General features: G+C 75.1%; 13 protein-coding genes. 9 read left to right on the top strand and 4 right to left on the bottom strand.

Going from position 1 to position 14,579, the window contains the following annotated elements:
* Positions 1 to 72 precede the first annotated feature (72 nt).
* The 3 genes from mnmA to ligA are packed head-to-tail and all read left to right on the top strand — an operon-like array spanning position 73 to position 4,427.
* Positions 73 to 1,146: a tRNA 2-thiouridine(34) synthase MnmA gene (gene mnmA / locus GOBS_RS19970; protein ID WP_012950078.1), complete on the top strand. Its 1,074-nt coding sequence runs from the start codon at positions 73 to 75 to the stop codon at positions 1,144 to 1,146.
* Between the two features lie 35 nt (positions 1,147 to 1,181).
* The gene (locus tag GOBS_RS19965) at positions 1,182 to 2,219 is read left to right on the top strand and encodes a methionine synthase (protein WP_012950077.1); all 1,038 of its coding nucleotides are present in this window, start codon (positions 1,182 to 1,184) and stop codon (positions 2,217 to 2,219) included.
* A 57-nt stretch (positions 2,220 to 2,276) separates the two neighbouring features.
* On the top strand, positions 2,277 to 4,427 hold the full coding sequence (gene ligA / locus GOBS_RS19960) for an NAD-dependent DNA ligase LigA (protein ID WP_012950076.1): 2,151 nt from the start codon (positions 2,277 to 2,279) through the stop codon (positions 4,425 to 4,427).
* A gap of 59 nt (positions 4,428 to 4,486) precedes the next feature.
* On the opposite strand, the gene GOBS_RS19955 is transcribed toward ligA, so the two are convergent.
* The gene (locus tag GOBS_RS19955) at positions 4,487 to 5,167 is read right to left on the bottom strand and encodes an ACT domain-containing protein (protein ID WP_012950075.1); all 681 of its coding nucleotides are present in this window, start codon (positions 5,165 to 5,167) and stop codon (positions 4,487 to 4,489) included.
* A 203-nt stretch (positions 5,168 to 5,370) separates the two neighbouring features.
* Here GOBS_RS19955 and gatC point away from each other — a divergent pair, with 203 nt between their 5' ends.
* The 4 genes from gatC to gatB are packed head-to-tail and all read left to right on the top strand — an operon-like array spanning position 5,371 to position 8,958.
* Positions 5,371 to 5,736 (top strand): Asp-tRNA(Asn)/Glu-tRNA(Gln) amidotransferase subunit GatC, encoded by a 366-nt coding sequence (gene gatC, locus GOBS_RS19950; RefSeq protein WP_012950074.1) that lies wholly within the window; start codon positions 5,371 to 5,373, stop codon positions 5,734 to 5,736.
* Positions 5,733 to 7,271 (top strand): Asp-tRNA(Asn)/Glu-tRNA(Gln) amidotransferase subunit GatA, encoded by a 1,539-nt coding sequence (gatA, locus tag GOBS_RS19945; protein ID WP_012950073.1) that lies wholly within the window; start codon positions 5,733 to 5,735, stop codon positions 7,269 to 7,271. Before gatC ends, gatA begins: the two co-directional genes overlap by 4 nt.
* On the top strand, positions 7,268 to 7,447 hold the full coding sequence (locus tag GOBS_RS19940; protein WP_012950072.1) for a hypothetical protein: 180 nt from the start codon (positions 7,268 to 7,270) through the stop codon (positions 7,445 to 7,447). Before gatA ends, GOBS_RS19940 begins: the two co-directional genes overlap by 4 nt.
* The gene (gatB, locus tag GOBS_RS19935; RefSeq protein ID WP_012950071.1) at positions 7,444 to 8,958 is read left to right on the top strand and encodes an Asp-tRNA(Asn)/Glu-tRNA(Gln) amidotransferase subunit GatB; all 1,515 of its coding nucleotides are present in this window, start codon (positions 7,444 to 7,446) and stop codon (positions 8,956 to 8,958) included. Before GOBS_RS19940 ends, gatB begins: the two co-directional genes overlap by 4 nt.
* Positions 8,959 to 9,120: 162 nt before the next feature.
* Here gatB and GOBS_RS19930 read toward each other — a convergent pair whose 3' ends face one another.
* Positions 9,121 to 10,284, bottom strand: coding sequence for a PQQ-dependent sugar dehydrogenase (locus tag GOBS_RS19930; RefSeq protein WP_012950070.1), 1,164 nt, complete (start codon positions 10,282 to 10,284; stop codon positions 9,121 to 9,123).
* 95 nt (positions 10,285 to 10,379) lie between these two features.
* Here GOBS_RS19930 and GOBS_RS19925 point away from each other — a divergent pair, with 95 nt between their 5' ends.
* Positions 10,380 to 11,342 (top strand): 2-hydroxyacid dehydrogenase, encoded by a 963-nt coding sequence (locus tag GOBS_RS19925; protein ID WP_012950069.1) that lies wholly within the window; start codon positions 10,380 to 10,382, stop codon positions 11,340 to 11,342.
* Positions 11,343 to 11,377: 35 nt separating this feature from the next.
* On the opposite strand, the gene GOBS_RS19920 is transcribed toward GOBS_RS19925, so the two are convergent.
* Positions 11,378 to 11,752 carry a PH domain-containing protein gene (locus GOBS_RS19920; protein ID WP_012950068.1) on the bottom strand — a complete coding sequence of 125 codons (375 nt, stop codon included), beginning with the start codon at positions 11,750 to 11,752 and terminating at the stop codon, positions 11,378 to 11,380.
* 24 nt (positions 11,753 to 11,776) lie between these two features.
* The gene (locus tag GOBS_RS19915) at positions 11,777 to 12,604 is read right to left on the bottom strand and encodes a helix-turn-helix transcriptional regulator (protein WP_012950067.1); all 828 of its coding nucleotides are present in this window, start codon (positions 12,602 to 12,604) and stop codon (positions 11,777 to 11,779) included.
* 173 nt (positions 12,605 to 12,777) lie between these two features.
* On the opposite strand from GOBS_RS19915, the gene ilvD reads away from it, so the two are divergent.
* Complete coding sequence (gene ilvD / locus GOBS_RS19910; RefSeq protein WP_012950066.1) at positions 12,778 to 14,505, top strand: dihydroxy-acid dehydratase; 1,728 nt, start codon at positions 12,778 to 12,780, stop codon at positions 14,503 to 14,505.
* The last annotated feature ends 74 nt before the right edge of the window (positions 14,506 to 14,579 follow it).

Below are 14,579 nucleotides of genomic sequence, written 5' to 3'. Positions count from 1 at the left end.
ACAGGGAGTGAGCATCGCAGCGAGCTCTGCGAGCGAGGAGCAGAGCGACCGCGGAGCCGAACGGGAGACGTCGTGAGGGTCCTGGCCGCGATGAGCGGGGGGGTGGACTCCGCGGTGGCCGCAGCGCTGGCCGTCGACGCCGGGCACGACGTCACCGGTGTCCACCTGGCGCTCTCGCCGGACCGGCAGACGCTGCGCAGCGGCGCCCGCGGGTGCTGCAGCGTCGAGGACGCGCACGACGCCCGCCGGGTCGCCGACGAGCTGGGTATCCCGTTCTACGTCTGGGACCTCGCTGAGCGCTTCACCGAGGACGTCGTCGAGGACTTCGTCGCCGAGTACGCCGCGGGCCGCACGCCCAACCCGTGCCTGCGCTGCAACGAGAAGATCAAGTTCTCCGCGGTGCTGGACCGGGCCCGGGCGCTCGGCTTCGACGCGGTCGTCACCGGGCACCACGCGCGGCTGGCCGGCGGGGAGCTGCGGCGGTCGGTCGACGCGGACAAGGACCAGTCCTACGTGCTCGCCGTCCTCACGGCCGACCAGCTGGCCGGCGCGGTCTTCCCGCTGGGCTCGATGACCAAGCAGCGGGTGCGCGAGATCGCGACCGAGCGCGGGTTCGCGGTGGCCACCAAGGCCGACTCGCACGACATCTGCTTCATCCCCGACGGCGACACCCGCGGCTTCCTCGCCCGGCGGCTGGGCGCGCAGCCGGGCCCGGTCGTGGACGCCGCCACCGGCGCGACGGTGGGGGAGCACGCGGGCGCCTACGGCTTCACCGTCGGCCAGCGCCGCGGCCTCGGCGTCGCCGTCGGCGACTCCCGGCCGCGCTACGTGCTCGGCATCGAGCCGGTGACCCGCACGGTGACCATCGGCACCGCCGACCTGGCCGGGGTGGGCGAGGTCCGCACCGCCCGGCCGACCTGGACGGGCACCGCGCCCGCGCTGCCGTTCGCCGCGGAGGTGCAGCTGCGGGCGCACGGCACCCCGGTGCCGTGCGAGGTCACCGCCGGGGACGACGGCGGCCTGCGGCTGCTGCTGGGGTCTCACCAGCGCGGGGTGGCGCCCGGGCAGTCGGCGGTGCTGTACGCACCCGACGCCGAGCGCGGCGACCTGGTGCTGGGCCAGGGCACGGTGCTCGCCACGGCCTAGCGTCGGCCAGGCGTCGCGGGGCTACCGTCTCGGGCGTGGCAGCACCGATCGAGCCCGCGCCCGGACCGTCCCCCGAGGAGGAGCCGGCCCCCGCTCGACCGTCGTGGGGGCCGGCCACCGGCGTCGGCTCGCTGCCCGGTAGCGATCCGGTCGAGGCGCTGCGCGTGGTCACCGGCGAGCTGGCCGACTTCGCCCACCTGCCGGAGCTGCCGGGCCGCGGCGCCGGCGCGGACCTGGTCGGCCGCAGCGCCGCGCTGCTGGTCGACCTCGCCGTCGACCTGACGCCGGCCGGCTGGCGGCTGGTGCCGCGGCCGGGCCTCGACCAGCGCCGCGCCGAAGAGCTGCTGGCCCGCGACCTCGACGCGCTGCACGACGTCGCCGGGGGCTACACCGGCCCGTTCAAGGTGCAGGCGGCCGGGCCGTGGACGCTGGCCGCCGGTCTCGAGCGCACGCGCGGCGACCGCGCCGTCGTCGACCCCGGCGCCCGCCGGGACCTGGCCCAGTCGCTCACGGAGGGCCTCGCCGCGCACGTCACCGCCGTCGCCGCACGGGTGCCGGGCGCGCGGGTGGTGGTGCAGCTGGACGAGCCGTCCCTGCCCGCCGTCCTCCGCGGGGCGCTCCCCACGGCGAGCGGCTTCGGCAAGCTGGCCGCCGTCGAGGCGACCGTGGTGGAGCAGGAGCTCGCCGCCGTCGTCGGTGCGCTGCCGGGCCCCGTGGTGGTGCACTGCTGCGCCGACCGCGCCCCGCTGGAGTTGTTTCGCTCGGCGGGGGCGGACGCGGTCTCCTTCGACCTCGGGCTGGTGCAGGACCTCGACGCCCTCGGCACCGCGGTCGAGGCCGGCACGCAGCTGTTCCCGGGCGTCGTCCCGGGCGCCGACGCACCGCTGCCCGCGCCGAGGGCGACCGCGTCCCGGCTGCAGGCGTGGTGGCGGGAGCTCGGCTTCCCCGCCGACCGGCTGCACGAGGCGGTCACGCTCACCCCGTCCTGCGGGCTGGCCGGCGCGACGCCGGGCTACGCACGCCGGGCCATGACCCACGTCCGCGAGGCCGCGAGGTACCTGCTCCCCGAGTGACGTACACGGCCGGGTGACGGTCGGTTCGCCGTCGGACCCGCCGGATACCGTTCCGCCGTGACCACCGACGCCGAGCTGGACGAGCCCCAGGTCGAGGCCCCGACCGAGCGGGAGGACCTCACCGAGGTCCCCGACGACGCGCGGACCCGGCACCGCGACCTGTCCGAGGAGCTCGACCGGTACGCGTTCGCCTACTACGTGCAGGACGCGCCGCTGGTCAGCGACGGCCAGTACGACGAGCTCATGGGCGAGCTCAAGTCGATCGAGGCCGCCCACCCGGCGCTGGTCACGCCGGACTCGCCGAGCCAGAAGGTCAACGGAGGCTTCGCCGCCACCTTCGCCCCGGTGAAGCACCTGGAGCGGATGCAGAGCCTGGACAACGCGTTCTCCAGCGACGAGCTGTCCGCGTGGGCGGCCCGGGTCGAGCGCGAGGTCGGCTCGGCGGCGGTCTACCTGTGCGAGCTCAAGGTCGACGGCGTCGCGGTCGACCTGGTCTACGAGCGCGGCCGGCTGCTCCGCGCGGCCACCCGGGGGGACGGCGTCACGGGGGAGGACGTCACCGCCAACGTGCGCACGATGGACGACGTCCCGCAGCAGCTGTCCGGCGACGACGTCCCGCCGCTGCTCGAGGTGCGCGGCGAGATCTACTTCCCGGTCGAGGCGTTCGCCGAGGTCAACGCCGGGCAGGTCGCCGACGGCAAGCCGCCCTTCGCCAACCCGCGCAACGCCGCCGCGGGCTCCCTGCGGCAGAAGGACGCACGGGTCACCGCCTCCCGGCCGCTGCGGCTGGTCGTGCACGGGCTCGGCGCGCGCGAGGGGTTCAGCCCGGAGCGGCAGTCGGAGGCCTACGCCCGGCTCCGCGAGCTGGGCCTGCCGGTCAGCGACCGCGTCGAGGTGCTCGACGACCTCGAGGGCGTGTGGGCCTACATCGAGCGCTACCGCGAGCAGCGGCACTCGGTGGAGCACGAGATCGACGGCGTGGTCGTCAAGGTCGACCAGGTGGCGCTGCAGCGCCGGCTGGGCTCGACCTCGCGCGCCCCGCGGTGGGCGATCGCCTTCAAGTACCCGCCGGAGGAGGCCACCACCAAGCTGCTGGACATCCGGGTCAACGTCGGGCGCACCGGGCGGGTCACGCCGTTCGCGTACATGGAACCGGTGAAGGTCGCCGGGTCGACGGTGCAGCTGGCCACCCTGCACAACGCCAGCGAGGTCAAGCGCAAGGGCGTGCTGATCGGCGACACCGTCGTCATCCGCAAGGCCGGCGACGTGATCCCCGAGGTGCTGGGCCCGGTGGTCGCCGCCCGCACCGGCGACGAACGCGAGTTCGAGATGCCCACGCACTGCCCGGAGTGCGGCACGGAGCTGCGGCACGAGAAGGAGGGCGACGCCGACATCCGCTGCCCGAACGCCCGGTCCTGCCCCGCACAGCTGCGGGAGCGGGTGTTCCACGTCGCCGGCCGCGGGGCGTTCGACATCGAGAACCTCGGCTACGAGGCAGGCATCGCGCTGCTGCAGGAGCACCTCATCGAGGACGAGGGCGACGTCTTCTCCCTCGACGAGGAGAAGCTGGAGCGCACGGCGTTCTTCACCAAGAAGGACGGCGCCCTCTCGGCCAACGGCCGCAAGCTGCTGACCAACCTGCAGACCCGCAAGGACGTCCCGCTGTGGCGGGTGCTGGTCGCCCTGTCCATCCGGCACGTCGGCCCGACCGCCGCGCAGGCGCTGGCCCGCGACTTCCGCTCGCTCGACCGGATCGCCGAGGCGTCCGAGGAGGAGCTGGCCGCTGCCGACGGGGTCGGGCCGACGATCGCCCGGTCGGTCAAGGAGTGGTTCGCCGTCGACTGGCACCGCGGGGTCGTCGAGAAGTGGCGGGCGGCCGGGGTGCGGATGGCCGACGAGGGGGAGGACGCCGGGCCGGGTCCGCTGACCGGGGTGGCCGTCGTCGTGACCGGTTCGCTGCGCGACCACAGCCGCGACCAGGCGATCGCCGCCATCCAGGAGCGCGGCGGCAAGGTGACCGGCTCGGTGAGCAAGAAGACCGGCTTCGTCGTCGTCGGCGCCGACCCGGGCAGCAAGTACGACAAGGCGGTGCAGGTCAAGGCGCCGATCCTGGACGACGACGGCTTCCGGGTGCTGCTGGAGGAGGGCCCGGAGGCGGCCCGCGCGGTGGCGACGATCGGCGACGGCAGCGACGCGAGCGGGGTCTGATCGAGGACTCCGTCGCCCCCACGCTTCGCAGGCTCAGCGCGGGACCCTGCAGCGGGGCCTCAGGCCGGGGGCAGGTGGGCGACGCTGGCCGCGATGCCGGCGAGGTGGACCAGGCGCAGCAGCTCCGAGCGGCGGAACGCCGGCCCGCCGGAGCGGCCGATGACCACCGCCGTCCGGGGGCTGCCGAACGGGGTGGCCATCATCTCGATGGCCATCTCCCGCCAGCGCTCCGGCAGCCAGTCCGCCTCGCTGGGCAGCAGCCGCGCGCTCGACAGCGGCAGCCAGGGCACGGTTCTCCCGTCGAAGGTCGGCGCGGCGTCGGAGGCGGCCAGCACCTCGCACGGGCCCTCGCCGTCCCCGGAGAGGACGACGGCCCAGCCGCTGTGGAAGACCCGGGGGAGCTCGGCGGCCAGCAGCTTGACCGCCAGGGTAGGCGGGCCCGGCGTGGCGGCCCGGGCCAGCGACTCCAGCAGCTCCAGCTCACGGTGGGTGTCCAGTGGCCCGGCGAAGGGGCGCAACGACTCCACCTGCACGCCCGGCACCCTCTGCGAGGCGGTGATCAGGCTGTCCGGGAGCCGGCCGGGGGGCAGGTCGACGACGATGTCGTCGACGGCGACGCCGCTGCCGCGCTCGAGCACGTCCACCGACACGATGTCGATGCCGGACTCGCCCAGCGCCGTGGCCACGGCGCCGAGGATGCCGGGGCGGTCGGGCACGACCAGCCGCAGGAGATAGGACACGGTTCCTCCGTGCTCGGGGGTCGGCCGATCTCCGTCGATCGTGGGCGGCGACAGCTTCCCCCATCGACCGCCCGCCGGTCGAGCGACCTCCCGGCACCGCCTCCGGCCGACCGGCGCGGCAGGCCCGCCACGTACAGTGTCGGGGTTCCGAACGTCGTGACGAGCGCCCATCGAGCGCCGACGAAGTGGAGTCCCGCCCCAGCATGAGCACCCCCTCCCCGCAGGAGACGGCCGAGTCGCAGGCGTCCGCCGCGCTCGGCCGCGAGGACGTCGCCGGACTCGGGCGTGATGACGTCGCACACCTGGCCCGGCTGGCCCGGCTCGCCCTCACCGAGGAGGAGCTCGACCACTTCGCCGGGCAGCTGTCCGCGGTGCTCGACGCCGTGGCCGCGGTCGGGAAGGCCGACACCGGCGACGTCCCGCCGATGACCCACGCGGTGCCGCTGACCAACGTCACGCGCGAGGACGTCGTCACCCCCAGCCTGCCGCGGGACGTCGTCCTCGCGCAGGCGCCGGCGGCGGAGGACGACCGCTTCCGTGTGCCGCAGATCCTCGGGGAGGAGGAGTGACCGCCCCCGTGAACACCGACCTGACGCAGCTCGACGCCGCCGAGCTCGGCCGCCGGCTCGCGGCCGGCGAGACCAGCTCGGTCGAGCTGACCCGGGCCTACCTGGACCGGATCGCCGCGCAGGACGACGTCCTCGGCGCCTACCTGCACGTCGACGCCGAGGCCGCACTCGCCCGCGCCGGCGAGGTGGACGCCGCCCGCGCCGCCGGTGCGGAGCTCGGCCCGCTGGCCGGCCTGCCGGTCGCGCTCAAGGACGTCTTCGTCACCGAGGGCGTGCCGACGACCAGCGGTTCGAGGATCCTCGAGGGCTGGCGCCCGCCGTACGACGCGACCGTCACCGCGCGGCTCAAGGCCGCCGGCACGGTGCTGCTGGGCAAGACCAACATGGACGAGTTCGCCATGGGCTCCTCCACCGAGAACTCCGCCTACCGTCCGACGCGGAACCCTTGGGACCCCGACCGGATCCCCGGTGGCTCCTCCGGTGGGTCGTCGACCGCGGTCGCCGGCGGGCTGGCCCCGTGGGCGCTGGGCACCGACACCGGCGGCTCGATCCGCCAGCCGGCCGCGATGACCGGCCTGGTCGGGCACAAGCCCACCTACGGCTCGGTGTCCCGGTACGGGCTGATCGCGTTCTCCTCCAGCCTCGACCAGGCCGGCCCGATGGCGCGCACCGTGCTCGACGCCGCCGTGCTGCACGAGGTGATCGGTGGGCACGACCGGTGCGACTCCACCAGCATCAACGCCCCCGTGCCGGTCCTGGTGAGGTCCGTGCAGGAGGGCGCCCGCGGCGAGCTGGCCGGCCTGCGGGTCGGCGTCGTCCGCGAGCTCGGCGGCGACGGGCACACCGACGGCTACGACGCCGGCGTCCTGGACCGCGTGCGGGAGACCGTCGACCTGCTCGAGGGCATGGGCGCCGAGGTCCGTGAGGTGTCCTGCCCGGCGTTCGACCTGGCGCTGCCGGCCTACTACCTGATCGCGCCCAGCGAGGCGTCGTCCAACCTGGCCCGCTTCGAGGGCATGCGCTTCGGCCTGCGGGTGGGGGACGACGGCAGCCACTCCCTGGAGGAGGTCATGTCGCTGACCCGCGAGCAGGGCTTCGGCCCCGAGGTGAAGCGGCGGATCGTGCTCGGCACCTACGCCCTGTCCGCCGGGTACTACGACGCCTACTACGGGCAGGCGCAGAAGGTCCGCACGCTGATCACCCGGGACTTCACCAGCGCGTTCGACGACGTCGACGTGCTCGTCAGCCCGACCAGCCCGACGGTGGCCTGGCCGATCGGCGCGCGCGTCGACGACCCGCTGGCCATGTACGCCGCCGACCTGTGCACCCTGCCGGCCAGCCTCGCCGGGCTGCCGGCGATCTCGGTGCCGTGCGGGCTGTCCGAGGGGCTGCCGGTCGGCTTCCAGGTGATGGCGCCGGCGCTGGCCGACGACCGCTGCTACCGGGTCGCCGCCGCGGTCGAGGCAGCGCTGGACGCCGCCCGCGGCTCCCGCTTCCTCGACGAGCTCACCCAGCGGACGGAGGCCCCGGCGTGAACGGCGCGCTCAAGGCCGCGTGGGCCCTCACCGCGTTCGTCGTCCTCGTGGGCCTGATCGGCTGGATCGTCACCGGCGAGGTGTTCTTCGCCGTCTTCATCGTCCTGGGCCTGCTGACCGCCGCCGGCGCCGTGGTGACCGGCCGCTCCGTCCGCAAGGAGAACGACTCCCGATGAGCACCACGCAGACCGGGGACCGCCTCGTCGACTTCGACGAGATCCTCACCCGCTACGAGCCGGTCATCGGCCTGGAGACCCACGTCGAGCTGGGCACCGCGTCGAAGATGTTCTGCGGCTGCGCCACCACCTTCGGCGCCGAGCCCAACACCCAGACCTGCCCGGTCTGCCTGGGCCTGCCCGGCTCGCTGCCGGTGGCCAACGCCGCCGCCATCGAGGCGACCATCCGCATCGGGCTGGCGCTGGGCTGCCGGATCGCCTCCTGGTGCCGCTTCGCCCGCAAGAACTACTTCTACCCGGACATCCCCAAGGGCTTCCAGACCAGCCAGTACGACGAGCCGCTGTGCACCGCCGGCCACCTGGACGTCGAGGTCGACGGCGAGACCCACCGGGTGGAGATCGAGCGGGTGCACCTGGAGGAGGACACCGGCAAGAACCTGCACGTCGGCGGGGCCACCGGTCGCATCCACGGCGCCTCGCACTCGCTGGTCGACTTCAACCGGGCCGGCATCCCGCTGGTCGAGATCGTCACCCGGCCGATCCCCGGCACCGGCGCCAAGGCCCCCGAGGTCGCCCGCGCCTACGTCAGCGAGCTGCGCGACATCATCCAGACCCTCGGCGCCTCCGACGTCCGGATGGAGCAGGGCTCCCTGCGCTGCGACGTGAACACCTCACTGGCGCCGGTCGGCAGCCTCGAGTGGGGCACCCGCACCGAGACCAAGAACGTCAACTCGCTGCGCAGCGTCGAGCGGGCGGTCCGGTACGAGATGCGCCGCCAGGCCGCCGTCCTCGACGCGGCCGGCCGGGTGCTGCAGGAGACGCGGCACTTCCACGAGGACACCGGCAGCACCTCGCCGGGGCGGAGCAAGGAGGAGGCCACCGACTACCGGTACTTCCCCGAGCCCGACCTGGTGCCGGTCGCCCCGGACGCCGAGTGGGTGGAGAAGCTCGCCGCCGAGCTGCCGGAGCTGCCGGTCGCCCGCCGCGCGCGGCTGCAGCAGGAGTGGGGCCTGTCGGCGACCGAGATGGCCTGGCTGGTCAACGCGGGCGCGCTCGGCCTGGTCGACGCCACCGTGGCCGCCGGCGCCACCCCGGCCGACGCCCGCAAGTGGTGGCTCGGCGAGCTGGCCCGCCGCGCCAACGACGCCGGCGTGGAGCTCTCCGAGCTCGCCGTCACCCCGCGGCAGGTCGCCGAGCTGACCCGCCTGGTCGCGGAGGGCACGATCAACGACCAGCTGGCCCGGCAGGCGCTCGACGGCGTGCTCGCCGGTGAGGGTGACCCGGCGCATGTGGTCGAGGCCCGCGGCCTGGCGGTGCTGGGGGAGTCCGACGAGCTGGTCGCCGCGGTCGAGGCCGCGATCGCCGGGGCGCCCGACGTCGTCGCCAAGGTGCAGGGCGGCAAGGTGCAGGCCCTCGGCGCACTCGTCGGCGCCGTCATGAAGGCCACCCGCGGCAAGGCCGACGCCGCGACCGTGAAGCGCATGCTCGAGGAGCGCGTGGTCGGGAGCTGAGGAGGCAGGTCGGGAACGGCTCCGCTCACGCAGCCGGCTCGAGGCGCCCTGCGGGGCGGGGCGAGGAGTGGGGGCCGGAGGCTGCCGCGATCGAGCGCCGGGTGGGGCTCGGAGCGGGCCGGGACGGCAGCTGGCCGCGGTGCGGTCCGGAGGACCGCAGTGTCACAGCGGCGAGTCGGACGCTCCACCCGGCGGGAAGACGCGCAGCACCCGGTCGTCGTCCTCGCCCGGGGTGCCGATGCCGTCCTTGTTCGACGTCGTGATCCACAGCGCGCCCTCGCCGTCGAGGACGACGGTCCGCAGCCGGCCGTACCGGTCGGTGAGGAACGCGCCCGGCTCCTCGGCCAGCGCGCCGCTGCCGTCGAGCTGCACCGTGTGCACCCGACGGCCGTCCAGGGAGCCGAGGAAGACGGTGCGGCCGGCGACCGCGCAGCCGCCGAGCCCGCCCGCCTCCGTCGGGAACTGCACGACCGGGCCGGTGCTGGCCGGGCCCGCCGTCGGCCAGCCGGCGTCGCCGCCCCCGCCGACGGCGTTGAGCTCGTCGGGCCCGGCGGGGGCGTCGTCGGTGGCGTACAGCGACGCCTCGCCGCCCACGCACAGCGCGGTGACGTCGGCGTGGCCGGTGCTGTGCACGGGGCCCGCGCCCACCGGGCGGCCGAAGACGTCGACGTGCAGCACCTTGCCGGCCAGCGACGCCGGGTCCTGGGCCAGGGCTGCGTTCCCGGTGTCGCCGGTGCCCACGAACAGCGTGCCGTCGGCGGCGAAGACCAGCCCCCCACCGTTGTGCGTCTCGCCGCGCGGGATGCCGGTGAGCACCGGGTTCGGGGTGCCGCCCATCGGGAAGCGGACCACCCGGTTGTCGGTGGCCGTCGAGACGTAGGCGTAGAAGAGCCCGTCCTCGGCGAAGGTCGGTGAGAGCGCCAGCCCCAGCAGCCCGCCGTCGCCGGCGGTGTCGATGCCGCCGACGGTCATGAGCTCGCGAGCGGGGGAGCGGTCCGGGAAGACCTGCAGCAGCCGCCCGGTCTCCCGCTCCCCGACGACCGCGGTGCCGTCGGGCAGCACGACCAGGCCGGTGGGGACGGTCAGTCCGGAGGCCACCACGTTCGGGTCGCCGCCGTCCTCCTCGCCCTCCGGGTCGGCCGGGTCCCCCGGGCCGGGTGCCTGCGAGGACTCCGTGGGCGGCCCCACCTGGGGCGGTGGGCCCTCCGGCTGCGGCCGGAAGGGGCCGGCCGGCTCGTAGCCGTCGCTGCCGCACCCGGCCAGGACGACGGCGAGCAGGGCGGCGCCGGCCAGGCCCCGTCCCCCTCGCGCGCGCTGCCGGCTCACCCCTCGAACAGTACGTGCGCCGGAGGGTCCCGTCCCCGGTCCCGCACCGAGCCCGCGAGGGGTGCGGAGGACGGGTCCACCTAAGGTCGAGGGCCGTGCGCTCCGAGTTCCGCGGTTCCTCCGTCGTCGGCCCCGACGAGACGCTGCACGTCCTCGTCCCCACCCCGGCGCTGGCCGAGGAGGTCGAGCGACTGTCCCCACGGGTGCGCGCGTACCCGGTGGACGCCGACGCCGGCCCACCCACCGGCGAGGCCACCCGGGCGCAGGTCTGGGTACCGCGCGTCAACCGCGCGACCCTGCCCGGGAACGGGTTCCTCGACGTGCTGCCCCGGCTGCGCCTGGTCCAGCTGCTCAGCGCCGGCGCGGAGCGGTTCGTCGGCCGCCTGCCCGAGGGTGTGCTGCTCTGCAACGCCCGCGGTGCCCACACCCCCTCGACCGCGGAGTGGGCGGTCACCGCGACGCTGGCGGCCCAGCGCGGCATCCCGTTCTTCGTCCGTGAGCAGGACGCCGGCCGCTGGTCGTTCGCCACCCACTCCTCCCTGGTCGGTGCCCGCGTGCTCGTCCTGGGCGCCGGCGACATCGGCCGCACGATCGGCCGGATGCTCGCGGGCTTCGACGTCGAGCTGACCTCGGTCGCACGGACGCCACGGGAGGGGGTCCACGGCACCGACGAGCTGCCCCGGCTGCTGCCGGTGGCCGACGTGGTGATCGTCGTCGTGCCGCTCACCCCGGCCACGACCCGGATGGTGGACGCCGCCTTCCTCGCCGCCATGCCCGACGGCGCACTGCTGGTGAACGCCGCCCGCGGCGCCGTCGTCGACACCGACGCACTCCTGGCCGAACTGACGTCGGGCCGGCTGCGCGCCGCCCTGGACGTCACCGACCCGGAGCCGCTGCCGCCGGGCCACCCGCTCTGGTCGGCGCCCGGACTGCTGCTCACCCCGCACGTGGCCGGGGAGGTCCCGGCGACCGACGCGCGTGCCGCGGCCGCCCTGACCGCGCAGCTGACCCGGGTGCTGACCGGCGAGCCGTTGGTCAACGTGGTGGACGCCTACTGAGGCGTCCACGGGGGCGGTCGGTGGGGCGGGCGCGGCTACCGGGGCTGGGCAGGAGCGGGGATGCGGCCGCCGGAGACGTCGGCCAGTCGGGGCAGGTCGCGGGCGCGCAGCACCGGCAGCCGCACCTCGGTGCCGCGGGTGGTGACCAGCCACAGGTCACCGCGCTCGGCGACGCGGATGCCCGCCACCTCACCCCACCGCACGTGCCGGGCGGCGGCCGGCGAGCGCACCGTGACGCCGTCGTCACCGACGTCCACCCCGACCCGCAGCACCCACGTCGCGGCCAGGACCGGCACGAGCAGGAAGACCAGCGTCCAGGTGGCGGCGAAGGCCAGGGGGACGACGCAGACGGTCAGCAGGAGCACCGGCAGCAGTGCGACCCGGTTCATCCGGAAGCTGGCCGTCCCCACGTCCGCACATCCTCCCAGACCGGCTCAGGCCGACAGCCGCGCCAGCCGGTCCGCCGCGTCGCCGCCCTCCGCGGCGGTGTAGACGACGAGTTGCAGGCCCGGCGCGTCGGCCGGGGTGAGCTGGTGGTGCTCGAGCAGCAGCGTTCCCACCTGCGGGTGCTCGAAGCGCCGCTCCGAGGAGCTGAACCGGTCCACGTCGTGACTGGCCCAGCCGGCGCGGAAGTGCGGGCTGGCCGCCTCGAGCCGGGCCACCAGCTCGACCACCTCCGGGTCGGCCAGCCGCGGGCCCACCTCGGCGCGGAACTGGGTGAGGAAGCGGCGGCTGTCGGTGGTCCAGTCGCCGAGCAGGTCGCGGACGGCCGGGTCGGTGAACACCAGCCACAGCAGGTTGCGCTCGGCCGCGGGCACGAGGGCCACCCCCGGGTAGAGCCGCTGGTAGGCGCGGTTCCAGCCGACGATCCTCCAGCCGGCGGTGATGGCGTAGGCGGGGGAGGGGCCCAGCGCGTCGAGCAGCCGCTGCACGTGGGCCGGCATGCCGTCGGCCGCGCCGGCCGGGGCCGCGCCGCCGTGCCCGGTCAGCCGCAGCACGTACTCGTGCTCGGCCGGTGACATCCGCAGCGTGCGGGCCAGCGCGTCGACCACCTGCCGCGACGGCCGGATGTCGCGGCCCTGCTCCAGCCACGTGTACCAGGTGTGGCTCACCCCGGAGAGCAGCGCGACCTCCTCGCGGCGCAGCCCCGGCGTGCGCCGCGGACCGCCGGCGGGCAGCCCGGCGGCCCGGGGGTCGACCTGGCGGCGGCGGGACCGGAGGAACTCCGCGAGCTCGCGACGAGCGGTGGCGGTGGCGGACACGGCGGGCTCCGGGGGCAGGACGTCGGTGGTGGTGTCGATACCAGTATCGACGGTCCCTCGGCGAGCCGGGCGAACCGGCCTAGAGTCGCCGGACGTGGGCGGGCTTGCGCGCTCGCGCAGGAGCAGAGCACGACGATCGGCGCGAGGCCGACGAGTGCCAGCGAGGAGGACCAGTGACGATCGGCGAGGACCTCATCCCCGGGCGCGACTCCCACAGCGGGACGCACAGCCCGCTCAAGCCGCGCAGCTACGAGGTGACCGACGGCATCGCCAAGGCCCCGGCGCGGGCGATGCTGCGTGCGGTGGGCATGGGCGACGACGACTGGGAGAAGCCGCAGATCGGCGTCGCCTCGTCGTGGAACGAGATCACCCCGTGCAACCTCTCGCTGGACCGGCTGGCCAAGCGGGCCAAGGAGGGCGTGCACGCCGCCGGCGGCTACCCGCTGGAGTTCGGCACCATCTCCGTCTCCGACGGCATCTCGATGGGCCACGAGGGCATGCGGGCCTCGCTGGTCTCCCGCGAGGTCATCGCCGACTCGGTCGAGACGGTCGTGTTCGCCGAGCGCCTCGACGGCACGGTGCTGCTCGCCGGCTGCGACAAGTCCCTGCCCGGCATGCTCATGGCCGCGGCCCGCCTCGACCTCGCCAGTGTCTTCGTCTACTCCGGCTCGATCCTGCCCGGACGGCTCGGTGACCGGGACAACCTGACGATCATCGACGTCTTCGAGGGCGTCGGGGCCTGCGCCCGCGGGCTGATCAGCCGTGAGGAGCTGGACGCCATCGAGAAGGCGGCCTGCCCCAGCGAGGGCTCCTGCGGCGGCATGTACACCGCCAACACGATGGCCAGCGTCGCCGAGGCGCTGGGGATGGCGCTGCCCGGCAGCGCCGCGCCGCCGGCGCCGGACAGCCGCCGCGACGCCGTGGCGATCGCCTCCGGCGAGGCCGTGGTCAACCTGCTGCGCCAGGGGATCACCGCCCGGCAGATCATGACCCGGGAGGCGTTCGAGAACGCCATCACCGTCGTCATGGCGCTGGGGGGCTCGACCAACGCCGTCCTGCACCTGCTGGCCATCGCGCACGAGGCCCAGGTCGAGCTCACGCTCGAGGACTTCAACCGGATCGGCGACCGCACCCCGCACCTGGCCGACGTCAAGCCCTTCGGCCGGTTCGTCATGACCGACATCGACCGTGTCGGCGGCGTCCCGGTCGTGCTGCGCGCGCTGCTCGACGCCGGCCTGCTGCACGGCGACGTCCTGACCGTGACCGGGAAGACGATGGCCGAGAACCTCGCCGAGATCGCCCCGCCCGACCTGGACGGCACGATCGTCCACGCCATGGACAACCCGATCCACAAGACCGGCGGCCTGACCATCCTGCGCGGCTCGCTGTCCCCGGACGGCGCGGTCGTGAAGTCGGCCGGCTTCGACGCCGACGTCTTCGAGGGCACCGCGCGCGTCTTCGACGGCGAGCAGGGCGCCATGGACGCCGTCACCGAGGGCACGCTGCAGGCGGGCGACGTCGTGGTGATCCGCTACGAGGGTCCCCGGGGCGGGCCGGGCATGCGCGAGATGCTCGCCGTCACCGGCGCCATCAAGGGGGCGGGCCTGGGCAAGGACGTCCTGCTGCTCACCGACGGCCGGTTCTCCGGCGGGACGACGGGCCTGTGCGTCGGCCACGTCGCGCCCGAGGCCACCGACGGCGGCCCGATCGCCCTCGTGCAGGACGGCGACCGCATCCGGCTGGACCTCACCACCCGCACCCTCGACCTGCTGGTCGACGACGACGAGCTGGCCCGCCGCCGGCAGGACTGGCAGCCGCTGCCCCCGCGCTACACCACCGGCGTCCTCGGCAAGTACGCCAAGCTGGTGAGCTCCGCGGCCCAGGGCGCCGTCTGCGGCTGAAAGAGGACCCCGGCCCCCTTGCAGGGGCCCGCCGCGAGCGAGCGAGCGGTGGGGGGCAAGGGGGTCCTTCATTC

The organism is Geodermatophilus obscurus DSM 43160 (genome assembly GCF_000025345.1).
In the GTDB taxonomy this organism is placed as follows: domain Bacteria; phylum Actinomycetota; class Actinomycetes; order Mycobacteriales; family Geodermatophilaceae; genus Geodermatophilus; species Geodermatophilus obscurus.
The sequence above is the reverse complement of the archived record's forward strand: the minus strand, read 5'-3'. Positions and strand labels throughout refer to the sequence as shown.